This window comes from Comamonas sp. FG99, assembly GCF_057808605.1.
The window spans coordinates 1-19,107 of the sequence record NZ_JBMDII010000050.1 but is presented as its reverse complement, the minus strand read 5'-3'; the positions used below and the strand labels follow the sequence as shown (position 1 = coordinate 19,107).

Genomic DNA, 19,107 nt, shown 5'->3' with positions numbered 1-19,107 from the left:
TTCCTCGTGGTTGAAATAATTGGTGTGACAAGCAGTCCTTGGCCATTGTAGAAAGGAAAAAGTCCCTGCGAGCGAATGCGGTTACGTTTGCGGCATTCGCTGACAGCATAAGTTGCATGGAGCATCCCTTTCCAGGTGTTGTGCCGTCGTGAGTGCCCATGGCGCTGCAGGCAGTTGAGCGTTGAGGGTTTTGCGTTGAGCGTGAAGCCGCAAAACGCAAAACGCACAACGCACAACCTCTTAACAGGGTACAAGGCGCTTATCCAATTCAAGACCTTGAAAAGGATGGTTCCATGGCGACCGCGCTACAGCAGACGCGGCTGGGTCACCACCATGTCCAGCGCGCCATCGGCCAGCTGCGCGCGCACGGCCGTGCCCACCGGGGCCTCGGCCACCCGGCTGACGACCTGGCCGTCGCCGTCGGTCAGCAGCGCATAGCCGCGCGCCAGCACCTGCTGCGGGTTCAGCAGCTCGAGCCGGGTCTGGGCCTGGCGCAGGCCCTGCTGCTGGCGCTCTTGCCAGCGCGCCACCGCCGCGGGCAAATCGCGGGCCAGCTGCTGCTGGCGGTGGCCGCCGGCCAGCACGCGCTCGCGCACCGCGGCCTGCAGGCGCTGGCGCCACTGCTCCAGCTGCCACTGCTCGCGCGCCACCAGGCCCGAAGGGCGGCCGAGCTGGCGCGCCGCATGGTCCAGGCGCTGGCCCTGGCGGTCGAGCTGGCGCTCCAGCGCCTCGCGCAGGCGGCGCTCGGCCAGATCGAGCGCGCCCAGCCAGGCATCGCGCGGCTGCGACACCAGCTCGGCCGCCGCGGTGGGCGTGGGCGCGCGCAGGTCGGCGCAAAAATCGGCGATGGTGAAATCCGTCTCGTGCCCCACGCCGCTGACCAGCGGCACCGGGCTTTGCACGATGGTGCGCGCGAGCTGCTCGTTGTTGAAGCCCCAAAGGTCTTCGATGGAGCCGCCGCCGCGCACCAGCAGGATCACGTCGATGGGCACGGCAGCCGGGTCACCCGAGCCATCGCCGCCCTGCTCCGCCAGCCGGTAGAGCTTGCGCAGCGCATCGACCAGCGATGCCGGCGCCAACGCGCCCTGCACCAGCGCGGGCGCCAGCACCACCGGGATGTGCGGCACGCGGCGGCGCAGCGCGGTCACCACATCGTGCAGCGCGGCCGCGCCCGCCGAGGTGACCAGGCCGATGCCGCGCGGCATCAGCGGCAGGGGCCGCTTGCGGCCGGCATCGAACAGGCCCTCGGCCTCGAGCTGGGCCTTGAGCCGCAGGAACTGCTCGAACAGCGCGCCCTGCCCGGCGCGTTGCATGTCGTCGACGATCAGCTGCAAGTCGCCGCGCTGCTCGTACACGCCCAGCTTGCCGCGCACTTCCACCAGTTCGCCATCGCGCGGCGCAAAGGCCAGGCCCTGGGCCGCACGGCGGAACATGGCGCAGCGCAGCTGGCCGCTGGCGTCCTTGAGTGAGAAATAACAGTGCCCGCTGGCCGCGCGCGAAAAGCCGCTGAGCTCGCCGCGCACCGCCACCGGGTTGAAGCGGGCCGCAAGCGCATCCGCCACCGCGGTGCACAGCGCGCCCACGTCCCACACACGCTGGCCGCCCTGGCGCCAGCCCCCGTCATCCATGCCTTGGTTCATGCCCCGCAGTGTAGGGCCCGAATGGTCTCCAAGTGGCCTGCGAATGACCTGCGATTGGCCCGCGAGCGGCCGGCAATTGCCGCCACAATGGCGTTGACCTGTCTTTTCCGATCGCCATGGCCTTCTCGACTCCCCCCATCGCCTCCATCCACGACGCAGCGCTGTTCGAGCGCGTGCAGCACCTGATAGACCACAAGACCAAGCCGCTGGGCTCGCTCGGCCGGCTCGAGCAGCTGGCCCACCGCCTGGCCTGCATCCTGGGCAGCGAAGCCCCCCGGCTCGCGCAGCCGCAGATGCTGGTGTTCGCCGCCGACCATGGGCTGGCGGCGCAGGGCATATCCGCCTTCCCGGCCGATGTGACCTGGCAGATGGTGGAGAACTTTCTCGCCGGAGGCGCCGCGGTGAGCGTGCTGTCGCGCCAGCACGGCATCGCGCTGAATGTGGTGGACTGCGGCGTGGCGCGCGATTTCGCGCCGCGCGAGCAAGACCCCGAGCACAAGCTGCCCCAGGCCGGCCAGCCCCGCCTGTGGCGCCGCAAGGTGGCCTACGGCACGCGCGACAGCAGCCAGGGCCCGGCGATGAGCGCGGCCGAATGCGAGGTCGCCATCCGCAACGGCATGGCGCTGGTGCGCGCGCTGCCGGGCAACGCGGTGCTGCTGGGCGAGATGGGCATAGGCAATACCTCGTGCGCCTCGCTGCTGCTGGCGCGGCTGTGCGGGCTTGAGGTCGCGCAGGTGACCGGCGCGGGCACCGGCCTGTCGGCCGAGGGCGTGGCCCGCAAGGCGGCCGTGCTGCACCAGGTGCTGCAGCGCCATGCCGGCGTCAACGAGCCGCTGGCCGTGCTGGCCGCGCTGGGCGGGCTCGAGGTGGCGAGCATGGTTGGCGCCATCCTGCAGGCCGCGGCCGAGCGCCGGGTGATCGTGGTCGATGGCTTCATCGCCACCGCCGCGGTGCTGGTGGCCAGCCGGCTGCAGCCCGCGGTGCTGGAGCGCTGCGTCTATGCCCACCAGTCTGGCGAGCCCGGCCATGCGCTGATGCTTGCCGCCCTGCAGGCGCAGCCGCTGCTCGACTGGCAGATGCGCCTGGGCGAAGGCTCGGGCGCGGCGCTGGCCTGGCCGCTGCTGGAGTCGGGCTGCGCCATGCTGCGCGAGATGGCCAGCTTTGCAGCGGCCGGCGTGAGCCAAAAAACATAGCTGCTTGCGCTTTACCAGCAATGTTTTCCAATATATTTCATATTGGAAACCTTTACCAGCAAGCGCTAGCAGCTATTATTTTCTACATCAATGCGGTGCGGGCGTCTTCGGGCTGAAATCGCAGTACGGCGCCACCACGCATTCCCAGCAGCGCGGCTTGCGCGCCTGGCAGACATAGCGGCCCAGCAGGATCAGCCAATGGTGCGAATCCACCGCGTATTCGGCCGGCACGCGCGCCAGCAGTTGCATCTCGACCGCCAGCGGCGTCTTGCCCGGGGCCAGCCCGGTGCGGTTGCCCACGCGAAAGATATGCGTGTCGACCGCCATCGTGGGCTGGCCGAAGGCCACGTTCAGCACCACGTTCGCGGTCTTGCGGCCCACGCCGGGCAGCGCCTCCAGCGCTTCGCGGGTGCGCGGCACCTGGCCGCCATGGCGCTCCACCAGGATGCGGCAGGTCTGCAGCAAATGCTTGGCCTTGCTGCGGTACAGGCCGATGGTGCGGATATAGCCCTCCAGCCCGTCCTGCCCCAGCGCCAGGATGGCCTGCGGCGTATTGGCCACCGGAAACAGCTTGCGCGTGGCCTTGTTCACGCCCACGTCGGTGGCCTGCGCCGACAGCAGCACCGCAGTGAGCAGCTCGAACACCGAGCTGTATTCCAGCTCGGTGTTCGGCTGGGGGTTGGCCGCCTTCAGCGCGGCGAAGAAAGGCGCTATCGTGGATGTTTTCATGGCAGGCCAGGATTATCAACCAAGGCATGGCGAATGGCGGCCGGCAAATTTCACCCTGGTCAAAATCCGCGCCGGCCCCAGCGCCGCGCCCCGCCTGCATCGCGGCATGAAAAGCGGCTTTCCCCGGGGCCTCGCGGGCCTGGCTGCCGCAGTAGTCCACAGAAACCGCTGGGCGATGCGCCGTCATACAGCCGTCACGGAGTGTAGCAATACAGCCCGAATACACGTACAAGTCATTGATTTTCAATGAAATTTTGGCGCGTAATTTTTCAGCAATCTAACGAAATGCCCATGTTTGCGTGTCTTGCGCCGGTCACAGGCCGATTACCCACAAAGTTATCCACAGAAATTGTGGAAGACCTGGGGGCCAGGCCATCGCCAGGCCCGGCTGGAATCTGCCGCCAGGCTCGGAGATAATTGCCCGTTGCACGACAAAGAGCGGAGAGAGCATTGCTATCCATCATCCAAGCAGCGGGCTGGCCTATCTGGCCGCTGATTGCCTGCTCGGTACTTGCCCTGGCCCTGATTGTGGAGCGCTTTGTGGCGCTGAATGCCGCCAAGGTGGCGCCGGCCGACCTGCTGGGCGAGGCGATCTCCGTCTCATCCCCCCAGCTGCCCGCGCCCGAGGTGGTCAACCAGCTTGGCCAGAGCTCGGCGCTGGGCGAAGTGCTGGCCAGCGGCCTGCGCACGCTGAGCAACGACCCGCGCATCAGCGACGCCGACCTGCGCGCCGCCATGGAAGGCACCGGCCGCAGCGTCGCCCACCGGCTGGAGAAATACCTCACCGCGCTGGCTACCATCGCCTCGGCCGCGCCGCTGCTCGGCCTGCTGGGCACGGTGATCGGCATGATCGAGATCTTTGGCTCGCAAAGCGGTAGCGGCGGCACCCCCGCGCAGCTGGCCCACGGCATCTCGGTGGCGCTGTACAACACCGCCTTCGGCCTGATGGTCGCCATACCCACGCTCATCTTCTGGCGCTACTTTCGCAGCCGGGTCGATGCCTATTTGCTGACGCTGGAGCTGTCGGCCGAGCAGTTCCTGCGCCACCTCAGCGGCCAGCGCCGCCGCGGCTGACCCGGGGCCAGGCATGAACTTTCGCCCCCGCGCCAAGGAAGAGCCCGAGATCAACCTGATCCCGTTCATCGACGTGCTGCTGGTGATCCTGATCTTTCTGATGCTCTGCACCACCTACAGCAAATTCACCGAGCTGCAGCTCACCCTGCCAGAGGCCGATGCCGAGCAGCAGCGCGAGCGGCCGCGCGAGATCGTCGTCGCCGTGGCCGCCGATGGCCGCTACGCGGTGGCGGGCGAGGCGCTGGACGGCAAATCGGTCGACCGCCTCGCCGCCGCGCTCGGCCAAGCAACCCGTGCCGGCAGCAACAGCGTGCTCATCATCAGCGCCGATGCGCTGGCCTCGCACCAGTCGGTGGTCTCCGTCATGGAGGCCGCGCGCCGCGTGGGCCTGAGCCAGATCACCTTTGCCACCCAGGCGCGCGCAAGCGCCCAGCCACTGCATTGACCCACCCCAGCCCCTCCCCCCAGCCCATGCAGCACGCGCTTGCCCGCGCCTGGCAGCGGCGCGGCGCGGGCATGCGGGCGCTGCTGCCGCTGGCCTGGCTGTATGGCGCGCTCAGCGCGCTGCGCCGCCGGCTCTACCGCGGCGGCCTGCTGCCGAGCTACCGGACGCCGGTGCCGGTGGTGGTGGTGGGCAACGTGATCGCCGGCGGCGCCGGCAAGACCCCGGTCACCATCCACCTGGTGCAGCAGCTGCAGGCCCTGGGCTGGCGGCCCGGCGTGGTATCGCGCGGCTATGGCCGCGCCGGCGACCGCGACCGCGCGCCGGTGCATGTGCTGCCGCACAGCGACCCGCGGCAGGCGGGCGACGAACCCCTGCTCATCGCCCGCGCCACCGGCGCGCCGGTCGTGGTCTGCAGCCGGCGCGGCGACGCGGTGCGGGCCCTGCTGCACGCCCACCCCGGCTGCGACCTCGTCATCTGCGACGACGGCCTGCAGCACCTGGCGCTGACGCGCGACCTGGAGATCGTGGTCTTCAACCGCCAGGGCGTGGGCAACGGCTGGCTGCTGCCGGCCGGGCCGCTGCGCGAACCCTGGCCGCGCGCATGCGATTTCGCGCTCTACGCCGGCGAGCCCCCGCCGGGGCTGGCGCAAAGCCGGGCCCAAAGCTGGCCGCTGCAGCGGCAGCTGGCCGACTACGCCGTCAACCGCCAGGGCGAGCGCACGGCGCTGGCGCAGCTGGCGCAGCAGTCAAGCGCCGGCCGGCCGGTGCATGCGCTTGCCGCCATCGCCTACCCCGAAGAATTCTTCGCCATGCTGCGCGCGCGCGGCCTGCAACTGGCCAGCGCCCAAGCCCTGCCCGACCACGACGGCTTTGCCGGCTACCGCCGGTCTGGCCGTAAAATCGCCGATGCCGTGCTGCTGTGCACCGAAAAAGACGCCGCCAAGCTCTGGGCCGTGGAGCCCGAGGCGCTGGCCGTGCCGCTGCTCACCAGCATAGCCCCGGCATTTGCCCAGGCCGTGCATGCCCGGCTTCTCACCCTGCGCCGGGCCTGACCCGGCCTGGCCCCCATTCTCGAAAGCGCCACACCATGGACCCGAAACTGCTGGAACTGCTCGTCTGCCCCGTCACCAAGGGCCCGCTGCGCTGGGACCGCGAGCGCCAGGAACTGGTCTCGCGCAGCGCCCGCCTGGCCTACCCCGTGCGCGACGGCATCCCGATCATGCTGGAAAACGAAGCCCGCCCGCTCGGCGACGACGAACTCGAAGCCAACGGCAACGCGCGCTAGCCCCAGCCCCGCACCAGCCCCGGCCGCCTGCGCACTCCAGCCACCAACCCCATCACCAATCCAACGCCTGGCGGCGCCCGCGCGCTGCCCTCTTGCCATGGCCACCCACAGCAGCAACACCCCCCGCTTCACCGTGCTGATACCGTCGCGCATGGCGTCGACGCGCCTGCCCAACAAGCCGCTGGCCGACATCGCCGGGCTGCCCATGGTGGTGCAGGTTGCCCGCCGCGCCCAGCAAAGCCAGGCGGCCCGGGTGGTGGTGGCCGCCGATGACGAGCGCATCGTCCAGGCCTGCCGCCAGCACCAGGTGGAAGCCCTGCTCACCTCGCCCAGCCACCCCAGCGGCAGCGACCGCCTGGCCGAAGCCTGCGCCCAGCTGGGCCTGGACGGCGACGACCTGGTGGTCAACGTGCAAGGCGACGAGCCGCTGATCGCACCCGCGCTGATCGACGCCGTGGCCGAACTGCTGGTGGCCCGCCCCGAGGCCAGCATGGGCACCGTTGCCCACCCCATCGCCAGCCTGGAAGACCTGCACAACCCCAATGTGGTCAAGGTGGTGCTCGACGCCCAGGGCCTGGCCAGCTACTTCAGCCGCGCCCCCATCCCCTGGGGCCGCGACCATGTCAACAGCCACTGGTGGCACAACCCGCACACCACCCGCACCGCCGGCTTTGCGCCGCTGCACCACATGGGCCTGTACAGCTACCGGGCGCATTTTCTGCGCAGCTTTCCCATCCTGCCCCAGGCCCCCACCGAACAGATCGAATCGCTGGAGCAGCTGCGCGCGCTGTGGCACGGCCACCGCATCGCGGTGCACACCACGCGCGACAAGCCCGGCGCCGGCATAGACACCCCCGAAGACCTGCAGCGCGTGCGCCAGCTGCTGGGCCACCAGGCCGCATCCCAGGCATCGGGCGCGGTGGACTGAGCGCCGGACGGGCAGTGCCGGCGGCGCACAAAACACCCGCCACGTTTACCCCAAGCCGCGGCAATCTGGTACTACAATCACCGACTGCATCGCGGCCCCCCGAGGGCCCCATGCGGGCGTCGTTCAATGGCAGGACCTGAGCTTCCCAAGCTCAAGACGTGGGTTCGATCCCCATCGCCCGCTCCACTTCGACTTTCCAGGGCCTTCCCTGGCAAGTCGTATGCGATCGCCGATTTCGACGGCCTCAACCTCAACATTTCAGCCACCGGCTTCAAGGCGTGGCACTTCCGCTTCTCGTGGGGCGGCAAGCGGCAGCGTACTGCACGCCCATCACCACGGCGTCATGGGGATCGCCGAGCGGACATTGAATGGCAAGTTCGCCACGGCCCGGCGTCAACTGCGTAATGCCTCAGCCTGCCGCTGGCCACGCGCATAGGCGCGCCATCCGCGGCCGAGGGTACGGCCGAGGCGTTCTGCGATGCTGATGCGGGTTGTCGTAGTCATGGTCGTCTCCTGCTACATGAGGAATGCCTATTCCCGCTTGCTCCAATCCGGTTTACTTGCCTCGACCAATGCGTTCCAGTCGCCTGGCGGATTTCCACGTCCGAGCATCTTCTCGAACACCGCGTAAGGGTCCGACTTGCTGCCCGATGACCGCAGGGTCTGCTCGTCGTTGACCCAGGCGTACACGATGACCTTCACCTTCGAGTCGTACCGGAAGAACAACCGGTAGCGCCTTCCGAGCTTGGCTCGCCGCCAGTAGCGATAGGCCGGCCCCATGGTATTGCCCTGGCGGTATTCGTCGCGCGCCGGATCACTCGGCACCACGTCTTGTATCAACTGGACCAAGGCCCGGAAGAACTTGACGCTGGCGTTGGACCCGAACCCCTGCGGGTCGTTCTCCTGGGCGCGCAGCACAGCCGTGCGCAGCTTCATCATCTGCTCGATCAGGTTGTCGTGGAACAGCAGTGTCCAGCCATGCTGTTGCATCAGATGTCCACGTCCTCATCGAAATCGTCGCCCAGATCCACCTTGTGGCCCGCGTGCTCCAGCATCGTGCGAGCCAGATCCTCGGGCAGACCACGAACATTCCGGCCTGCCTCAATGTCGCGCGCCAGCAGGGCCAGGAATGCGGCAATGGCCGGGTCTTCGTGCTCGGCATCCGCACGGGTCACGACCACTTCACCGCCACGAAGCTCAAACGCGAGCTTGCTGCCGGTATCGGCACCCAGCGCCTGGCGGATGGACTTGGGCAGCGTGATCTGGCCCTTGGAGGTCAGCGTGGCAACTTCGTGAATGGCAGGCATGGCGACTCTCCTGATAGCAATGCCCGTATCGTAAGGAAGTTTCCTTACCAAGTCAACGTGAGGTCTCGTGATGTTCTCCGGCATTCAACATTGAACCTCATCCTAGGGTGGGAACAGTGAGCCTTCCTGCATCAACCCGGCCTCGTTGAGTCCCACATTGATGGTGGACGGTCAGCACTCGCCGCTTTATATCCAAAGGCTGTACCGGCCAAAGGGCCGAAAGGGCAAGGGAATGGGTGCAAGGGGAAAGGCCCTACCTCGACAAGGCGAAAAGGCCTCCCAGTCGGCCCGTCACCACGACACCCGCATGCTCTTTCTCTGTATGCGCTCAATAAACCTTTCAATTACCCACATCTTTCCCCGCGAGTTGCATGCCGAGAACAATGTCGGTGAGGCGTGTGAGCCCGCGCCACATGACGATGTTGCCGGGCGGCGGGTCGCCTTTGCGCGCGAGGTAACCACCGAGCTTGGCTAACTTGATGGTGTCGTGCGACAACGTCCGGGGCAAGAACTCCGGGACCGCCATCGGAGGTGACAGTTGATCCAGCACCGTGATCTCGGCATCGGTGAACGCCTCGCCCGGGTCGGCGCGAGGATCGGCGCGGCTGAGCATCGTCACCCAGAAGATGCGCCAACTCAGGATGCAGTAGATCGCGATCAGATTCCCGTTGGCAGAGTCCTTTCGCGAAGAATAACGGGAATCTCGATCATTCCGTGCACCATCGAGACGCCAGACTTGTGGTTAATTGAAAGGTTTATTGAGCGCATACGATCGATCGGCAACCGTCTGGCCAAGCGTTTTGCATGAGCCTGCCTCGTCCCGCTTCGGCACCTCTTGCGCAGATCCGGGTTTCCGTGGAAACTCTACTCCAACTGTTTCCTTGGAAACCACGTACCCCTTCTCGAGCGCAACCAACACCACGCCAATGTCATCCGATGAGAAAGAAAAGCACCGCACCACCCCCTTCTCCCCTGGATGCGCACCTTGGCTTCTGGCTGCGGTTCGTCTCCAACCATGTGTCCGCACGATTCCAGCGCTTACTGGAAGCGCGGGGCGTCAGCGTGACCGAATGGGTCGCACTGCGCACCTTGTGGGAGCAGGACGAGACGAGCCACGCCGAACTGATCCAAGCGCTTGGGATGACCAAGGGAGCCGCCTCCAAGGTGGTCACCCGACTTGCGCAGAAGGGCCTGGCGCGGCGGGTGGTGGCCGACGAGAGCGCGCGGGAGCAGTCCCTGGCGTTGACGCCCTCGGGCAAGACGCTGGTGCCGCAGTTGGCCGCAGTCGCCGACGCCAATGATGAGCACTTCTTCGGACATCTCGACGCCGCAGAGCGGCGCGCCTTGTTGGCTTCCATGCAGGCGCTGGTGCAACACCATGGCCTGAAAGCCGTTCCCGCCACTTGATCCTTCACCTGAACCAACCACCACGGAGAACCGTATGAACGAGAACACGCAAGCTGTCATTCAGGCCACCTTCGAGGCATCGAACCGCGGCACGATCCATTTTGGAGAGGTCGTCGCCCAGTTGATGAACGCCCAGGTCGAGTCGTACCACGTCGACTACCGATCTGGCCGGGCAACCTACTATTTGCCTGACGGCACATCGGTCGACTTCAGCTTTGAGCGACCAGAGAACGGGATTGCGCAGGCCTTTGACGGCGACGCGGTGCGCGCCGCCATCCGCGGTGCCCAGCAAGGCCGCGTGATGTACCCCGAGTTCAAGCTGCTCACGCAGCAGGCCGGCTGCATCGGCTACACGGTCTGGATCGCAGGCAGGCATGTGACCTATGTGGGACGCCGAGGTGAGACGCACGTCGAACACTTTCCCAAGTGACTGCCACGGGGGCAACCAGGCAGCGGCCCTTTCCACGCCCCAAAAAACGGCTGAGTTTCCTGCTTGCCCATGGCTTTTTCCCGGTGCGCGATATTGAAGCAGGCCGCAATGTTCACGGCCTGCCCGAGGATCTGGTTCACACGATGCTGGAGCACGCGGGCCACAAGGTGGACCTGGGCGACGATTTCGATGAGGACGCGGACATCTGATGCAACAGCATGGCTGCCATCGCGTCGACGGCACCGGCTCGCACAAGATTGCGCTCAAGGGCGAGTCCATGAGAAAACTACGCCAGCCCGACTGATCGGATACGATTTACAGCGTCACTCAGGACACTTGCGCAGGGTGTCCGCCATCGCATCGAATGCTGTCCGCGATCAATGGAATACGCACCTGGGCTTCAACGAGTTCTACAGCATGCGTGTGCTGGAGCAGCTGAACGTGGTGCCGGTTGCCAGAACGCAGATGTCCGACGATGGACGCGTGCTGATCGTCGAACGCTTCGACGTCGATGCCAGTGGCGTACCCACCCATGGGCTCGCGGATGCCTGCAGCCTGCTGGGCCTGCCGCCCCACGAAAAGTACGCCACGACCACGGAGAAAGTCCTCAACGCCACGCGCGCCTACCTGCCACCTGCCCGCGTCCGGGCGCAACTCGAGCACCTGGGCTGGCACTTGCTGACGAACTACGTGGTGCGCAACGCCGACTGTCATCGTTGCGAAGCCCCAAGCAGGCAACTCGGCTCAAGGGGCTCAACCAGGCCATCACCGAAGCAGGCTTCTCGGCGCCTAAGGCGGCCAGGCCGCAGCGGGGGTCTTCATGTTGAGCGCCTGGTGGGGGCGGTGGTGGTTGTAGAAGCCGATCCAGTCGGTAATGACGCGGCTGGCATGCTGCCGGCTCTCGAATCGTTGGCGATGGGTACATTGCTTCTTGCGCGTACGGCTGGTGAAGACCGGGCCATCGTTGCCGGGCTTCAACAACAAGGGCCGGGGCACCCGGCCCAGCGTCCCGAATCGAGCAATCAATGCTGGCCCCAGCGCACTGGCGGCTGTGGTTGCGCAGCCGATTCTCGGCAAGTGCCAACCCAGCGGTTCTCGGGCATGGCAGTCGATGGCCAATGCCAGCGAGGCCCCGTCATTCGACGTTCGCCTCGCGGAGCATATTCTTCAGAATGCCGGATGTGATGCGGCTGAGGCCTTCGTCGCGGGTTTCGAAACGCTCGCCCTCGGCGAGTTCGTAAATGGCAAAAGCCACGCCATTGTTTTCGAGAAGGGCCACGACGGCGCCCAGCACCGCCGCACCGCTTTCATAGAACCGATTGTCGAATAACGGGAGCAAGATAACGGGCTGCCGCTGCGCGATCCGGTCTTTGAGCTCGGCGAAAGCCATTCCGGTGAGCTTTCTCAAATCAGCCAGAACGCTGGTTTGAATATTGCCGTCAGAAAGCACAATGGCGATGTGAGGCAGAGACTTGATTTCAGAAATTTCTACGCTCCCTGTCGATTCAGCTTTCTGCAATGATTGCATATTCAGGCGCCGAGATCATGTCTTAAGAGCCGCTAACACAACCCAGCAAATCGAAGATTTGCGGTTGAGACGAGGCGTCGGGCCGCGATCGGCAAGCCGCAGGCAGTACGAGTAGTACGACAAGGCTAGGCGCCCCCGACGAAGCAACGACGTATCAAGGGTTGTGTTAGCGGCTCTAAAACGCGCGGCGCGCCGCCTGCCTGATGGCATCGCGCAAGCTGTCATCGGCTATTCGCGCCATGTCCCTTCTTGCGCAATTTGCAAATTGCCTCGGATGCATAGCATAGTGATCATCATGAAGCTCACCGAATTCACACTTGCGCCTCTGAGGCTGTTTGGCAGCGACCGGCTGCTGTCAGCGAAGCATGGCGACAAGTTGCCGCCGAGCGCGGAACTCATTGTAGGCATCGAACGGGCCATGCTGCTGGAGAATGCGCAGGATCTGCCAGGCGGCTATCGCATCTGGAGCGATGTTGCCAGCGGCGCGGTTGCGGGCTTCCTCTCTACGACCGCGGCGCACGATGGCCGTGCCATGATCGAAACCGAAGGCCAGAAGATGTGGGCAGCCTGCGGAGAGTTCGAGCGTGCGCTCAAGATCAAGCGCATCCGCAAGACCATCACGCCCTTCGAAGAGTTCTGGGCCACCGTCGCCTATGACCTGTTCGAGATGCTGAAATCCGTCTCGCTCGGCCGCCATGTTCTCGGGCGCGACAACGATGCTGTTCTGGAGGCGATCTACACCACAGTGGATGCCGGCTTCTATCCCTGCGGATGGCACCACGAAAAGGGAATCTGCGCCTTCGATCCGCGTGGGCTGAATGGCTTCAGGCCGGTTTGGGAAGCGCGCGGCAGCGTGGATCAATAAGATGAGCCGTTACCAGGAAATCTGGGTCGATGGGCCAACGGCCAATCTCTTTGCGCATTGATCAACGGAGACGTCGGATGGCTGGTTTAGGCTGATCTGAGGCAGTCGACTTTGCCGCATCAAAGTCTGCTGTGATCAATTCCGGACATTGACAAAAATGTGTCTGGGTAAACCAGGCCGACTCACACTGGTCATTCATCGAGCATGCATACAAGCAATCCCTGCTTCCTTTCGTCCTCATTCGCAATGTCCGAAAGGCCTGACTTTATTAGCCACGCAGGAGTGTTTGGCGCTGTGGCATCCTTCACTACAAGTGTCTCGATCTCTCACCACAGCTCAGCGATATGCCAGAATGGATCGACCCAGGACGATGCAATAGCACCTTGCATTTGCCACATCCATCGATCTCAGTTCGCATGCCCGCTATCCCTTCACGCACCAATCCGGCCACGCTCCAAGCGCACACCGACGTCATGCCTGCCGCGAAGCTGCGCATGCGCATCATGGCTGGGGACGTCATCGCCATTGGGCCAGGCAAAATTGATCTGCTGGAAGCCATCGATGCAACCAAGTCCATCGCCGCGGCAGCCAAATCCCTAGGCATGTCCTATCGCCGGGCCTGGCTGCTGGTCGACGGGGTCAACCACGCGCTGAACACCCCGGCCGTGGTCACCGCTACCGGTGGATCTGGCGGCGGTGGCACGGAACTCACCGAAACCGGGCGTTTGGTGGTTGCCCTGTACCGGCGCATCGAGCAACGCGCCATGAAGGCCTGCCAGTCGGATATCGACGCGCTGCTGGCCCTGGTCCATCGCGGCTAGCTGTGCCGGCGGCATAGCTGTGGGGATGCCACCGCATCCCTTGCGCTCTTGACGAACTCGCGCCGGAGCGTGGCGGCAAAGCTGGCGAGGCTGGCGCTGCGTAGCGGCACAAAGGGAATCTGGTGGCGCTCGCTCAGGCGTTTGAGCTTGGTCACCGAGTCGTGGTCGACGCAGTCCACCGGGAACACCACCAGGCTGACCCGCGGCAGCAGGCTGTCCAGCAGTCCCTTGCGATCTTCCAGTCCACCGTCGTGGTGCAGGAACTCCCCTCCGTGGCGACGGACATAGTCCCGGATCGCCGGCGTCGAACTGGGCCGCCCTCCGACGTAAAGCACCTTGCGTGCGTTCAGCAGGACTTCGCTCGCCGATGAGGAATCAGCGCTGCGGCCTGGTTCACTCTCGAGCATGCTCAAGTGCTGCAGCTCGGCTTCGGCGGCGGCGAGTTCCTCGGCAAGCTGCCGGCCATGCTCCTGCATGCGCTCCAATTGCTCCTGCAAAAGCGCGAGCTGCTCCTGGGCTTGCTGTGCCTGCCGCTCCGCCCGCTCGCGCCGCTGGGTATGCAGGGCCACCAGCCCGCTGGTGTCAGCAGGTGCACTGCGCTCTTTCAGCTCCGCCTGGTACTGCGCCGTCCGGCGGCCAGACTCCTCCGCCTGCTGTCGCAGTTGCCCGGCCAACTGGTTGCGCTCCTCGATCAGCTCCTGTCGCCGCAGTTGCTCGCGATCCAGGCGCTCATGGAGCTCGGTGTTTTCCTTTTCCAACGCTACAAAACGCTTGAGTTCATGGCGGTTGGCCGCCGCCATCAGGTGCGAGAGCATGTGCACCTCGCCAAAAACCATCTGGCGCAGCTCGGCAGTGACTGCCTTGTGCGTGAGCACAGCCCAATAGGCACCGGGTATCTCCCCTTGGGACCAGGCCTGCTTCCAACACTCCCTCAATGCAGCATCGTCCTTGGCTGCCGCAAAAATCTGGATGGCGCCGGCATGCCGCTGGTCCAGTGCCTTGTGCAGTGCCTTGGAAACCTCGCCCTTCTGCCCGGCCATTTGCACCGCTGTGTGGTGAACCTCCAGATCGCTCAGGCCCTTGACGGGGATGTGCTTGGCCATGAGCCGGCGCAGTTCGCCAGAACTCAGGCAGTTGCCCACCACCGAGCAGTGCAAGGGGATATCCATTTCATGGAGCTTCTGGCGCATGCCCGAGGCATGGGCCCCCTCCTCCAGACCCTGGTGGTCACAGCAGCCATCAGCCGCCTGATGTACCAAACCGCTATCGCCAGAAACACTCAGCCCACCCAGGCTGCGCTTGAACGGGGGCACCAACATCTTCAGTCCTCGCTTGATGGAAACTGCATGGCATCGTAATATACGCCTAAACATAACGAATGCAGATATAACGAATTCCATCTAACCGATGGAGTGCATAGCCAATGCTGTCATCCCGCCCGTGAAATACACTGCCATCGCGATTGAGGCACTTCCCAGGAAGCGCCCAGGCGCGATGTAATTGTTCCCAGGAGTAGCAAGATGAAAGCAAGTGCACGAAATCAACTGAATGGCGCGGTCACCAACATTCGCGATGGCAGCGTCAACGATGAGATCGAGCTGCAAACGGCGTCGGGCCTGCGTGTGGTGGCCACGGTCACCCGCGCCAGCCGCGATGCGATGGGGCTAAAGGTCGGCATAGCGGCCACGGCACTCATCAAGGCCTCGGCCGTGACGCTGGTGACGGATGCGGAAGGGATGAAGTTCTCTGCGCGAAACCAATTTGAAGGTGTCGTGGCACGTGTGAACAAGGGTGCGGTCAACAGCGAAGTGCTGCTAACGCTGGCGGGTGGTGAGCAACTGGTGGCGATCGTCACCAACGAGAGCACCGATGGCCTGGGCCTGGCGGCTGGCCAGAAGGCCCTGGCCATGTTCAAGGCAGGTAGCGCGATTCTGGCGGTGAAAGCCTAAAACTCTCGCGACATTGAGCCCAGCCTGCAGCCGCCCCCGGCTTCACCCACTTGATCCCCACCTCACAAATCCTTGGATTCATGTGAATGGAAGATCGCTATGGGAAATGAAAAGCTCAGCGTGGAAGAGCGGTTGCAGGTGCTCGAAATACTGATCGAGGAGTCCCTGTGGGGACCCTACCTCGATCAGCCAGAGCACCGCAAGGCCATTGCGTCCGCGCTCTACACCCAGCTCGAAGTGGCCAAACTGCACCAGGCGTATTCCCCGGGAGTCATCACTGCCTTGTATGAGCAGGCCGATGCGCTATCGGAGTTGGACAACACGCCCGATCCACTCAAGCCCTTGCTGCGGCCTTTGGTGCGGCCTTCCCGGGTGGGCGACTGAATCGCCTCGGCAGCACATAGACAGGCTCGCCCAACGCTCGGGATCGGATGTCCGACTGCCAAATCAGCCTGCAACGATTGGCGTTATATTTATCTGTATATGACAGCAACAGGCCAATCGGACCACAATGCCTCAGCGGGCTCGAAGAGCCTTTGCCTTGGGCCGCACTTCGCGGCCATCCTCGCAAGGAGCAGGCCTTGATGCAGCAAGATCACATTCCCTACCTGCTGGCTCTGCATCGGGAGCGCGATTGGGCCAGGGCCGCGCAGGCTTGCCACGTCTCCCAAGCCGAGGTAAAGCAAGCGGTGGCAGATGCTGAACGCGAATATGGCCATGCCCTGGTGCAGGCCGGAGAGGCCTTTGAGGAGTTCACGGCGGAAGGCGAGAAAGTCGTCGCCTGGGCCCAAAGCTTCTCCGATGCGGTTGCGGCACTCAAGCACGTCTTCACTGCGTCGAAGAAGAGGAACGCAACGGCCCCTTTGCTGGAGCGCCGCTCCGTTTCGCCGAAGCGCCTTGAAGCCCCAGGACCAGATGCCCAAGAGATCGATCTGATGATCGAAGCAGCGCTGAGCGCGCCGGACCACGGCGGATTGCATCCTTGGCGTGTGCTGGTGTTTCCTGCTGGCTCTCGCGAAAGGCTAGCAGACTTGTTTGAACAGGAGAAACTGCGCCGCGATCCGCTGGCTCCCCGCGAGGACATCAGCCGTGCGCGCGAGCATGCCACCCGCAGCCCGGCCTTGCTTGCTTTCGTCGTATCCCCCAAACCACGGATGCGGGTACCGGAGCGCGAGCAGTGGTTGGCCGCTGGCGCGGCACTCGGCAACCTGCTGAATGCCGCCCACCAGCTTGGCTTCGGCGCCATCATGCTCAGCGGCGAGCGCTGCTTCGACCCGGTGTTTTGCGCCGAACTGGGTATCGGGCCCACCGAGCACCTGGCTGGATTCGTCAGCTTGGGCAGTATTGCTACGGCACCGCCGCCACGCAAGCCCGTCCCGCTGGACGCAGTGCGAGCCCAATGGGGATTCCACAGCCTCCAGGCCGGTGCATCTACAGAAGGCCAGTTCCTGCCGCATTCAATATCCCATGGTGACAGCCACTGAAACATGGAGCGAGCGCGGAGCCCATGGCGCAACATCGCTCTGAGGAACCGCTTCAATTCCTTTGAGCGATTGGCCTCTCCAGCCGCCGAAGCTGAAAGAAGGCCAGCGCCGCCACACCGGCCAGCACCAGCGATAGCGCGTTCGCGCAGTCTCTCTCAGAGCCCAGCACGTGGTTGTATACCGCCAGCGATAGCGTTTCCGTGCGGCCGCTGATATTGCCCCCCAGCATCAGCGAGATGCCGACCTCCCCCATGGCTCGGCCGGCGGCGAGCACCAGGCCCGCCAGGATGCCCAGCCGGGCCAGCGGCAGCTCGATCCGCAAAATCACCTGCCAGGGGCGTGCACCCAGGGTTGATGCCACCTCACGCAGCGAATCATCGACCTCGGAAAAGGCCGCCTGGGACGGCTTGACCATCAGCGGCAGGCCGGCGACCACGGCGGCGATCACCAGGCCAGTTTCGCTGAATACCCAGTGCGGCCGCCAGTCCGGCGGCAGCCAAGCCAGCAGCCAGCCCTCGCGGCCAAGCAGCAGTAGCAAGGCATAGCCAATAACGATCGGCGGGAAGACGAGCGGCAACGTCACCAGGGCATCAAGCAGGGCTTTGCCTGGAAAGGTGCGCCGAGCCAGCAGCCATGCCAGCGGCACACCGATCGCCAGTTGGAGCAGCACACTCCAGCCCATGACCCTCAGGGTCAGTGGTATGGAGGACCAGGCACAGGTTTCGGGCAGCAAGTCAATCAAGCCAGCCTACAAGCCATTGGCTTGCATGATGCGCCGGGCAGTGTCGCCTTGCACAAACGCCTGAAAGCGGCTTTGGTTGGCCGTGAGCGTGCGCTCCTTGACCGTGCCTAGCGATATCTCGATAGGCTGGTAGCAGGTCTGGGGCATTTCGATCGCCGGACCCACGCGGTCAGCGATGGCCAGCGCCTCGGTCTTGTTGACGAAGCCAGCATCGACTTCACCGGATGCGATATAGCTCCCGACCTGAGGAACGCCTTCGACTTCGAGCAGCTTCGGAGAGAGCGTTTCGGCCAGGCTCAGGCGCTGCATGCAGGCATCGGCCGCGGCGCCAAACACGGTGCGGGTGCGGTGGGGCAATGCGATCCGGGCAAAGGCTGGGTCCTTCAGATCATCGGCATTGGTCAGCGACTTCCCCTTGCGTGCCACCAGCATCAGTCGCCCCCTGCCGAGCGGGTCGAAGCGGCTGAAGAGGCCTGTCGGCTCCAGCAGGCTCCGGTCGCCGATCAGGAAAGCGACCTCCGGATTCTGTCTGGCCTGGGTCTCGATCTGCTTGATATGGCCGAATGCAGCCTGCGCCTCCAATCCTGTTTCCTTGCGGAAGGCCTCCACCAGTTCCAGTACCGGCTTGCGGTAGCCGCCCATGGCGACTACCAGTACGGTATCGGCGGCTTTGGCTGGCAGAACGGTCAGCAGCGAAGCCAGACCAGCCAGCCCCAGAAGCCCACGGGCAAAGAACCGGCGGGTCGGCAAAGACATTCGATGCCGGACACTGGCAGGGGGACAAGTATTGTGCATAGCGTCATTCAACATTCGGAACCTCTTGCAGAGAACCAAGCTGCCAGTCCCGGATGCAAGGCGTGACGCACCGCAACCCGTGACCGCCCAGCGGCCCGTTATATTCCTGAAAATATAACACTCAGAAGCAAGGAGCCGAGCCAGTTATGACCGACACCATCACCATGCGCCCTATCGGCGCCATCCGCAGCCCTTTCCGCAGCACGCAGGGCATGCCCATCCAGACCGTGGCCGCGGCCGACGTGGAAGGCGAGCTGGAAGTGCTTGAGGAATTTTGTATTGACCCAGCAGAATCTGCACAGGTTATGCCGCTAATGCGAATGCCTCAGCGGGAGTCCTCATGTTGAGCGCCTGGTGGGGTCGCTGGTTGTTGTAGAAGCCGATCCAGTCGGCAATGACGCGGCTGGCGTGCTGCAGGCTCTCGAATCGGTGCCGGTGCGTGCATTGCTCCTTGAGTGTGCGGATGACGCGCTCGACCATGCCGT

Annotated in this window: 27 protein-coding genes, 1 tRNA gene and 1 pseudogene; 17 read left to right on the top strand and 12 right to left on the bottom strand. The window is 64.6% G+C overall.

Features of this window, described 5'->3' with window-relative positions; translation table 11 throughout:
- Positions 1 to 305: 305 nt before the first annotated feature.
- A complete protein-coding gene (gene xseA / locus ACODRX_RS23325) occupies positions 306 to 1,628 on the bottom strand; it encodes an exodeoxyribonuclease VII large subunit (RefSeq protein ID WP_488873927.1) in 1,323 nt (440 codons plus the stop codon).
- Positions 1,629 to 1,756: 128 nt separating this feature from the next.
- Between xseA and cobT the strand changes: the two genes are divergently transcribed.
- On the top strand, positions 1,757 to 2,833 hold the full coding sequence (cobT, locus tag ACODRX_RS23320; protein ID WP_488873926.1) for a nicotinate-nucleotide--dimethylbenzimidazole phosphoribosyltransferase: 1,077 nt from the start codon (positions 1,757 to 1,759) through the stop codon (positions 2,831 to 2,833).
- Between the two features lie 87 nt (positions 2,834 to 2,920).
- On the opposite strand, the gene nth is transcribed toward cobT, so the two are convergent.
- Entirely contained in the window at positions 2,921 to 3,562 is a 642-nt protein-coding gene (gene nth / locus ACODRX_RS23315) for an endonuclease III (protein ID WP_488873925.1), read from the bottom strand.
- 450 nt (positions 3,563 to 4,012) lie between these two features.
- On the opposite strand from nth, the gene ACODRX_RS23310 reads away from it, so the two are divergent.
- The 6 genes from ACODRX_RS23310 to ACODRX_RS23285 all read left to right on the top strand — a co-directional run bounded on the left by ACODRX_RS23310 (position 4,013) and on the right by ACODRX_RS23285 (position 7,480).
- Positions 4,013 to 4,636, top strand: coding sequence for a MotA/TolQ/ExbB proton channel family protein (locus tag ACODRX_RS23310; RefSeq protein WP_488873924.1), 624 nt, complete (start codon positions 4,013 to 4,015; stop codon positions 4,634 to 4,636).
- Between the two features lie 13 nt (positions 4,637 to 4,649).
- Positions 4,650 to 5,081, top strand: a complete 432-nt coding sequence (locus tag ACODRX_RS23305) for an ExbD/TolR family protein (protein WP_488873923.1) — start codon at positions 4,650 to 4,652, stop codon at positions 5,079 to 5,081.
- A 26-nt stretch (positions 5,082 to 5,107) separates the two neighbouring features.
- A complete protein-coding gene (gene lpxK / locus ACODRX_RS23300; protein WP_488873922.1) occupies positions 5,108 to 6,133 on the top strand; it encodes a tetraacyldisaccharide 4'-kinase in 1,026 nt (341 codons plus the stop codon).
- Positions 6,134 to 6,168: 35 nt separating this feature from the next.
- Complete coding sequence (locus tag ACODRX_RS23295; protein WP_488873921.1) at positions 6,169 to 6,366, top strand: Trm112 family protein; 198 nt, start codon at positions 6,169 to 6,171, stop codon at positions 6,364 to 6,366.
- A 97-nt stretch (positions 6,367 to 6,463) separates the two neighbouring features.
- Complete coding sequence (kdsB, locus tag ACODRX_RS23290; protein ID WP_488873920.1) at positions 6,464 to 7,294, top strand: 3-deoxy-manno-octulosonate cytidylyltransferase; 831 nt, start codon at positions 6,464 to 6,466, stop codon at positions 7,292 to 7,294.
- Positions 7,295 to 7,406: 112 nt separating this feature from the next.
- Positions 7,407 to 7,480, top strand: a tRNA-Gly gene (locus ACODRX_RS23285).
- A 207-nt stretch (positions 7,481 to 7,687) separates the two neighbouring features.
- Here the strand turns inward: ACODRX_RS23285 and ACODRX_RS23280 are convergent.
- The 4 genes from ACODRX_RS23280 to ACODRX_RS23265 all read right to left on the bottom strand — a co-directional run bounded on the left by ACODRX_RS23280 (position 7,688) and on the right by ACODRX_RS23265 (position 9,229).
- Complete coding sequence (locus ACODRX_RS23280; protein ID WP_488873919.1) at positions 7,688 to 7,798, bottom strand: DUF3742 family protein; 111 nt, start codon at positions 7,796 to 7,798, stop codon at positions 7,688 to 7,690.
- Between the two features lie 27 nt (positions 7,799 to 7,825).
- A complete protein-coding gene (locus tag ACODRX_RS23275) occupies positions 7,826 to 8,284 on the bottom strand; it encodes a type II toxin-antitoxin system YhaV family toxin (RefSeq protein ID WP_488873918.1) in 459 nt (152 codons plus the stop codon).
- Positions 8,284 to 8,601: a type II toxin-antitoxin system PrlF family antitoxin gene (locus ACODRX_RS23270; RefSeq protein ID WP_488873917.1), complete on the bottom strand. Its 318-nt coding sequence runs from the start codon at positions 8,599 to 8,601 to the stop codon at positions 8,284 to 8,286. The genes ACODRX_RS23275 and ACODRX_RS23270 overlap by 1 nt, the downstream gene beginning before the upstream one ends.
- 340 nt (positions 8,602 to 8,941) lie before the next feature.
- Positions 8,942 to 9,229 (bottom strand): hypothetical protein, encoded by a 288-nt coding sequence (locus tag ACODRX_RS23265; RefSeq protein WP_488873948.1) that lies wholly within the window; start codon positions 9,227 to 9,229, stop codon positions 8,942 to 8,944.
- Between the two features lie 308 nt (positions 9,230 to 9,537).
- Between ACODRX_RS23265 and ACODRX_RS23260 the strand changes: the two genes are divergently transcribed.
- From ACODRX_RS23260 to ACODRX_RS23245, 4 genes and pseudogenes are all read left to right on the top strand, one after another.
- Entirely contained in the window at positions 9,538 to 10,008 is a 471-nt protein-coding gene (locus tag ACODRX_RS23260; protein WP_488873916.1) for a MarR family winged helix-turn-helix transcriptional regulator, read from the top strand.
- A 34-nt stretch (positions 10,009 to 10,042) separates the two neighbouring features.
- On the top strand, positions 10,043 to 10,438 hold the full coding sequence (locus tag ACODRX_RS23255; RefSeq protein ID WP_488873915.1) for a DUF1398 domain-containing protein: 396 nt from the start codon (positions 10,043 to 10,045) through the stop codon (positions 10,436 to 10,438).
- Entirely contained in the window at positions 10,435 to 10,647 is a 213-nt protein-coding gene (locus tag ACODRX_RS23250; RefSeq protein ID WP_488873914.1) for a hypothetical protein, read from the top strand. Before ACODRX_RS23255 ends, ACODRX_RS23250 begins: the two co-directional genes overlap by 4 nt.
- A gap of 181 nt (positions 10,648 to 10,828) precedes the next feature.
- Positions 10,829 to 11,152 (top strand): annotated as a pseudogene (locus tag ACODRX_RS23245) (HipA domain-containing protein); the annotation flags it as partial.
- Between the two features lie 75 nt (positions 11,153 to 11,227).
- Here ACODRX_RS23245 and ACODRX_RS23240 read toward each other — a convergent pair.
- Positions 11,228 to 11,434, bottom strand: a complete 207-nt coding sequence (locus tag ACODRX_RS23240) for an integrase core domain-containing protein (protein ID WP_488873947.1) — start codon at positions 11,432 to 11,434, stop codon at positions 11,228 to 11,230.
- Positions 11,435 to 11,573: 139 nt separating this feature from the next.
- On the bottom strand, positions 11,574 to 11,966 hold the full coding sequence (locus ACODRX_RS23235; protein ID WP_488873913.1) for a hypothetical protein: 393 nt from the start codon (positions 11,964 to 11,966) through the stop codon (positions 11,574 to 11,576).
- Between the two features lie 295 nt (positions 11,967 to 12,261).
- Between ACODRX_RS23235 and ACODRX_RS23230 the strand changes: the two genes are divergently transcribed.
- Both ACODRX_RS23230 and ACODRX_RS23225 read left to right on the top strand, forming a co-directional pair.
- The gene (locus tag ACODRX_RS23230; protein ID WP_488873912.1) at positions 12,262 to 12,831 is read left to right on the top strand and encodes a hypothetical protein; all 570 of its coding nucleotides are present in this window, start codon (positions 12,262 to 12,264) and stop codon (positions 12,829 to 12,831) included.
- A gap of 494 nt (positions 12,832 to 13,325) precedes the next feature.
- Entirely contained in the window at positions 13,326 to 13,652 is a 327-nt protein-coding gene (locus ACODRX_RS23225; RefSeq protein ID WP_488873946.1) for a winged helix-turn-helix domain-containing protein, read from the top strand.
- On the opposite strand, the gene ACODRX_RS23220 is transcribed toward ACODRX_RS23225, so the two are convergent.
- A complete protein-coding gene (locus ACODRX_RS23220; RefSeq protein WP_488873911.1) occupies positions 13,649 to 14,971 on the bottom strand; it encodes a DUF2325 domain-containing protein in 1,323 nt (440 codons plus the stop codon). The genes ACODRX_RS23225 and ACODRX_RS23220 overlap by 4 nt on opposite strands.
- Before the next feature lie 201 nt (positions 14,972 to 15,172).
- Between ACODRX_RS23220 and ACODRX_RS23215 the strand changes: the two genes are divergently transcribed.
- The 3 genes from ACODRX_RS23215 to ACODRX_RS23205 all read left to right on the top strand — a co-directional run bounded on the left by ACODRX_RS23215 (position 15,173) and on the right by ACODRX_RS23205 (position 17,085).
- Positions 15,173 to 15,601: a TOBE domain-containing protein gene (locus tag ACODRX_RS23215; RefSeq protein ID WP_488873910.1), complete on the top strand. Its 429-nt coding sequence runs from the start codon at positions 15,173 to 15,175 to the stop codon at positions 15,599 to 15,601.
- 99 nt (positions 15,602 to 15,700) lie between these two features.
- Positions 15,701 to 15,985, top strand: coding sequence for a hypothetical protein (locus ACODRX_RS23210; protein WP_488873909.1), 285 nt, complete (start codon positions 15,701 to 15,703; stop codon positions 15,983 to 15,985).
- Positions 15,986 to 16,185: 200 nt separating this feature from the next.
- Positions 16,186 to 17,085 carry a nitroreductase family protein gene (locus ACODRX_RS23205; RefSeq protein WP_488873908.1) on the top strand — a complete coding sequence of 300 codons (900 nt, stop codon included), beginning with the start codon at positions 16,186 to 16,188 and terminating at the stop codon, positions 17,083 to 17,085.
- Between the two features lie 52 nt (positions 17,086 to 17,137).
- Here ACODRX_RS23205 and modB read toward each other — a convergent pair whose 3' ends face one another.
- Complete coding sequence (gene modB, locus ACODRX_RS23200) at positions 17,138 to 17,818, bottom strand: molybdate ABC transporter permease subunit (protein WP_488873945.1); 681 nt, start codon at positions 17,816 to 17,818, stop codon at positions 17,138 to 17,140.
- 15 nt (positions 17,819 to 17,833) lie between these two features.
- Entirely contained in the window at positions 17,834 to 18,583 is a 750-nt protein-coding gene (modA, locus tag ACODRX_RS23195) for a molybdate ABC transporter substrate-binding protein (RefSeq protein ID WP_488873907.1), read from the bottom strand.
- Positions 18,584 to 18,768: 185 nt separating this feature from the next.
- Here modA and ACODRX_RS23190 point away from each other — a divergent pair, with 185 nt between their 5' ends.
- Positions 18,769 to 18,969: a hypothetical protein gene (locus ACODRX_RS23190; protein WP_488873949.1), complete on the top strand. Its 201-nt coding sequence runs from the start codon at positions 18,769 to 18,771 to the stop codon at positions 18,967 to 18,969.
- Here ACODRX_RS23190 and ACODRX_RS23185 read toward each other — a convergent pair.
- A complete protein-coding gene (locus ACODRX_RS23185) occupies positions 18,926 to 19,102 on the bottom strand; it encodes an integrase core domain-containing protein (protein ID WP_488873944.1) in 177 nt (58 codons plus the stop codon). The genes ACODRX_RS23190 and ACODRX_RS23185 overlap by 44 nt on opposite strands.
- Between the last annotated feature and the right edge of the window lie 5 nt (positions 19,103 to 19,107).